Origin of the sequence: Streptomyces sp. SID5910, assembly GCF_009862125.1 — a bacterium.
In the GTDB taxonomy this organism is placed as follows: domain Bacteria; phylum Actinomycetota; class Actinomycetes; order Streptomycetales; family Streptomycetaceae; genus Streptomyces.
This window is the reverse complement of record NZ_WWHX01000939.1, coordinates 1-4,360: the sequence shown is the minus strand read 5'-3', so window position 1 is coordinate 4,360 and position 4,360 is coordinate 1. Positions and strand designations below refer to the sequence as shown.

The following is a 4,360-nucleotide window of genomic DNA, read 5'->3' as shown; positions in this document are numbered from 1 at the left end:
GTCGGGGACTGGAGCGTCGGGGCCGACGGGGGCGGGACGCTTGCCCGGAGTTCGGTCGGCAGCGCGCCGTCCCGGGACGGCGACTCGTAGGAGAACAGGCCGCTCGCGTAGCCGGCCGCGCCGATCACCACCACGAGCGCCCCGGCGGCGCTGAGCAGCACGCCCCGCCGCCGTCCGCGCGGTCGCGGGCCGTCCGTAATGTCCGGCACCGGCACCGGCTCCAGCGGCGCCGTCGTGTCGAACAGGCGCAGGTCGTGGTCGCTGGGCGCACCCGCCGAGGGGGACATGGGGGTGGGCAGCGCGGCCGGCCTCTCGGGCTCGACGGCGCGCAGCACCATCGTCGCGTCCGCCTCCTGCGGCACCGTGCGCTCACCGGCGCCGCCCAGCTCGCCGGCGCCGCCCGGCTCCCCGGCGCCGCCCGGCTCCCCGGCGCCGTCCGGCTCGCCGGTGCCGTCCAGTTCGACGTACGGCCGGATCCGCAGGGGGTCGAAGTCCTCCGCGGCCGCGGCCTGCTCCGCGCGTGCGTCGCGCAGTGCGTCGGCCGCGCGGGACCCGCAGGCGCAGGACGGGGTGTTGTCCGCCTCCCTGGGCGTCCCGCACTCCGGGCACCGCGCCGTCCCGTGCGGCTCCCGCGACGGCTCCTGCTGCTGCTCCACGCTCGTCCCTCCCCTCGCGACTCCCCTCGCGAACTCCAGAGATTATGCAGATCTTCTCCACACTCACGCGCACACGCCCCCCGGAACACCCGCCTTCCGCAGGACTGAACAGGCCATAAGCGGTCACACCGATCAGGATGGAGTGGGGTGACAGCACCCTGGCGGCACCCCTGGAACAGCGCCGGGAGGTCTTCAATGGCAGCGGATGTGCGCGAAGTGACGGAGCCGGTGCGGCCCGAGGACCGCGAACAGGTCTCCGGCAGCGTCCTGGTCTCGATCGGGGCCCTGCTCCTCGGCATGCTGCTCGCCGCCCTCGACCAGACCATCGTGTCGACGGCGCTGCCCACCATCGTCAGCGACCTCGGCGGGCTTGAGCACCTGTCCTGGGTGGTCACCGCGTACATGCTGGCCGCGACCGCCGCGACCCCGCTGTGGGGCAAGCTCGGCGACCAGTACGGACGCAAGAGGCTGTTCCAGACGGCGATCGGGATCTTCCTGGTCGGCTCCGCGCTGTGCGGCGTCGCGCAGAGCATGGGCGAGCTGATCGCCTTCCGCGCGCTCCAGGGCCTCGGCGGCGGCGGGCTGATGGTGTTGTCGATGGCGATCGTCGGCGACCTCGTCTCCCCGCGTGAACGCGGCCGGTACCAGGGCCTGTTCGGCGCGGTGTTCGGCGCGACCAGCGTGCTCGGGCCGCTGCTCGGCGGGGTCTTCACCGAGCATCTGAACTGGCGCTGGGTCTTCTACATCAACCTGCCGGTCGGCGTCGTCGCCCTCGCCGTGATCGCCGCTGTCCTGCACATCCCGCACCGCGCGACCCGGCACGTCATCGACTACCTCGGCACCCTGCTCATCGCCTCCGTCGCCACCTGCCTGGTGCTGGTCGCCTCGCTCGGCGGCACGACCTGGGCGTGGGGCTCGCCGCAGATCATCGGCCTGGCGGTGCTCGGCGTCGTCCTGGCCGCCGTGTTCGTGGCGGTGGAGCGCAAGGCCGCCGAACCCGTCCTGCCCCTCAAGCTGTTCCGCGTCCGCACCTTCACCCTGTCCGCGATCATCAGCTTCGTCGTCGGCTTCGCGATGTTCGGCGCGATGACCTACCTGCCCACCTTCCTCCAGGTCGTGCAGGGCGTCAGCCCGACGATGTCCGGTGTGCACATGCTGCCGATGGTGGTCGGCGTGCTGCTGGCCTCGACCGGCTCCGGGCAGATCGTCAGCCGCACCGGCCGCTGGAAGGTGTTCCCCGTCGCGGGCACCGCCGTCACCACCTTCGGCCTGCTCCTGCTGCACCGGCTCGACGAGAACAGCTCGACCGCCGAGATGAGCGCCTACTTCTTCGTCTTCGGCCTGGGCCTCGGCCTGGTGATGCAGGTCCTCGTCCTCATCGTGCAGAACGCCGTCCCCTACGAGGACCTGGGCGTCGCCACCTCCGGCGCCACCTTCTTCCGCTCCATCGGCGCGGCCTTCGGCGTCGCCATCTTCGGCACGGTCTTCGCGAGCCGCCTCGGCACCGAGCTCACCGACGCCTTCCGCGGCACGCAGCTGCCGCCCGGCGTCTCCGCGGACTCGCTCAAGGCCGACCCGCGCGGCATCGGCGCCCTGCCGCCCGCCCTGCGCCCGGAGGCCCTGCACGCCTACGCGTCCGCCATCACCGACGTCTTCCTGTACGCCGCCCCGGTCGCCCTGCTCGGCTTCGCGCTGGCCTGGTTCCTGAAGGAGGACCGGCTGCGCGGCTCCGTCACGGCGCCCGACGGCTCCGAGACCTTCGCCACCAACCCGGTCGAACGCTCCTCGCACGACGAGGTCTGCCGCGCCCTGTCGGTGCTCGGCACCCGCGAGGGCCGCCGGGAGATCTACCGGCGCATCACCGAACGCGCGGGCTACGACCTGCTGCCGGCGGCGAGCTGGATGCTGCTGCGGGTCAGGCGGTACGGCAGGGTGGAGCCGGCCGTGCTCGCCGAGCGCAGCCCCGTCCCGCTGGCCGCCGTCATGGCCGCCGCCCGCCAGGTGGAGGAACGGCACCTCGCCGTCCGCGAGGGCCCCGACCTGGTCCTGACGGACCTGGGACGCGAGTACGCCGCGCATCTGGCGAAGGCCCGCGAGGAGTCGCTGGCCGAGCTGCTCGGCGACTGGTGGGGGCCGGACCGGCCGACCGACCTGGTGCGGCTGGTGAAGGAGCTCAGCGGCGAGCTGTGCGGCTCGGAGCGGGAGCGCCCGCACGACCAGCGCAGCCTGACCAGGACGGCCTGAGCGGCTTGGTGAACCAGTGCTCGGCGTACGGGTCGTCCTTGTACGCCTCGGTCTCCGTGTAGCCGAGCCGCGCGTACAGGGCGCGGGCCTCGACGAGGTCGCCGCGCGTGTCCAGGACGATCCGCGCGGCGCCCAGCTCCCGCGCGGCCTCCTCGGCGGCCCCGACGAGCAGCGCGGCGCCGCCCCGGCCGCGCAGGTCCTCCCGGAGGAACACCCGGGTCAGTTCGGCCGTCGTGCCGTCCAGCAGGCGTACGCCCGCGGTGCCGGCCGGCTCACCGGCGTACCGCGCCACCAGCAGCCGGCCCCGCGGCGGGGCCAGGTCGGCGCCGGACTGCGCGGCGATCTCCCGCTCCAGCTCGGCCGGTTCGGTGCGCCGGTCCTCGTGCAGCAGGTACCAGCGGTCGCTGACCTCCGTGTAGTACGCGCGCCACAGGGCGGCGGCGACGGGGGAGTCGGGCGGTTCGGGGGCGACGGTCCAGGTCATGACGGGCATTGTCGGGACGGCCCGGTCCGGTGCGCGAGCGTATTTTCCCACCGATGCGCCGATGGCGCTTCCCGTGCGCCGTTTGAGGGGATCCTGCGCGGCAACACGGAGTGCGAACCGGCCGCTCGGAGAGCCGGTAGGGCCGAGAACCCGGAAGGCACACATGTCCACAGGCGTGATCATCGCTCTGATCGTGGTCGTGGCGGCCGTACTCGTCGTCGCGGCCGTCCTGGCCTCGCGCACGCGGGGCTCCCACGGCGGAAACCTGAAGCGGCGCTTCGGGCCCGAGTACGAACGGGCCGTGGCCCGGCACGACGGAGACACCAAGGCCGCCGAGCGTGAACTGGCCGAGCGCGTCGAGCGGCACGGGTCGCTGCACACGAGGCAGCTGGACCCGGCCGAGCGCGAGCGGTTCGAGGCGCGCTGGACGGCGGCGCAGGAGCGCTTCGTCGACTCCCCGCGTGAGGCGGTCGGCGAGGCGGACCGGCTGATCGCCGAGGTCGCCGGAGCGCGCGGCTTCCCGGACGGCGGACAGTACGAGGAGCAGCTCGCCGCGCTGTCCGTGCACCACGCCCACCACGTCGACGGCTACCGGCGCGTGCACCGCGTGACGTACGCCCGCGTGGACGGCGCGCAGGACAGCGGCGCGGGCACGGAGGAGATGCGCGCGTCCCTCGTCGAGGCGCGCGCCCTGTTCGAGGACCTGGTGAGCCCGTCCCGCCACGACGGCGGCCGGCACCGGGCCGAGGTGGAGGGCGAACGCCCCGCACCGGCCCGGTCGCACCACGCCTGGTCGTTCAGCAAGCGCCAGCCGAAGGAGAGTTGAGCCACATGTCCGACGTGACCCGACAGCCCGGCGGCACCCCCGCCGAACGAGACCCGCACACCCCCGACCCCCGAGGTGACGCCGCGCTGGGCACGGGCCCGGCGGGCGGCATCGACCCGGCGTCCGGTACGCGCCCGGCGGGCGGCACCA

At 74.0% G+C, this 4,360-nt stretch carries 3 protein-coding genes and 1 pseudogene; 2 read left to right on the top strand and 2 right to left on the bottom strand.

Translation table 11 applies throughout. The annotated features are described in order from the left end of the window. A pseudogene (locus tag GTW67_RS33550) lies at window positions 1–656 on the bottom strand (peptidoglycan-binding domain-containing protein); the annotation flags it as partial. A gap of 195 nt (window positions 657–851) precedes the next feature. Between GTW67_RS33550 and GTW67_RS33545 the strand changes: the two are divergent. After that, entirely contained in the window at window positions 852–2,900 is a 2,049-nt protein-coding gene (locus GTW67_RS33545; RefSeq protein WP_161168503.1) for an MDR family MFS transporter, read from the top strand. Here the strand turns inward: GTW67_RS33545 and GTW67_RS33540 are convergent. Beyond that, the gene (locus GTW67_RS33540; RefSeq protein WP_161168502.1) at window positions 2,830–3,384 is read right to left on the bottom strand and encodes a GNAT family N-acetyltransferase; all 555 of its coding nucleotides are present in this window, start codon (window positions 3,382–3,384) and stop codon (window positions 2,830–2,832) included. The genes GTW67_RS33545 and GTW67_RS33540 overlap by 71 nt on opposite strands. A 163-nt stretch (window positions 3,385–3,547) precedes the next feature. Between GTW67_RS33540 and GTW67_RS33535 the strand changes: the two genes are divergently transcribed. After that, window positions 3,548–4,210, top strand: a complete 663-nt coding sequence (locus tag GTW67_RS33535) for a hypothetical protein (protein ID WP_161168501.1) — start codon at window positions 3,548–3,550, stop codon at window positions 4,208–4,210. The last annotated feature ends 150 nt before the right edge of the window (window positions 4,211–4,360 follow it).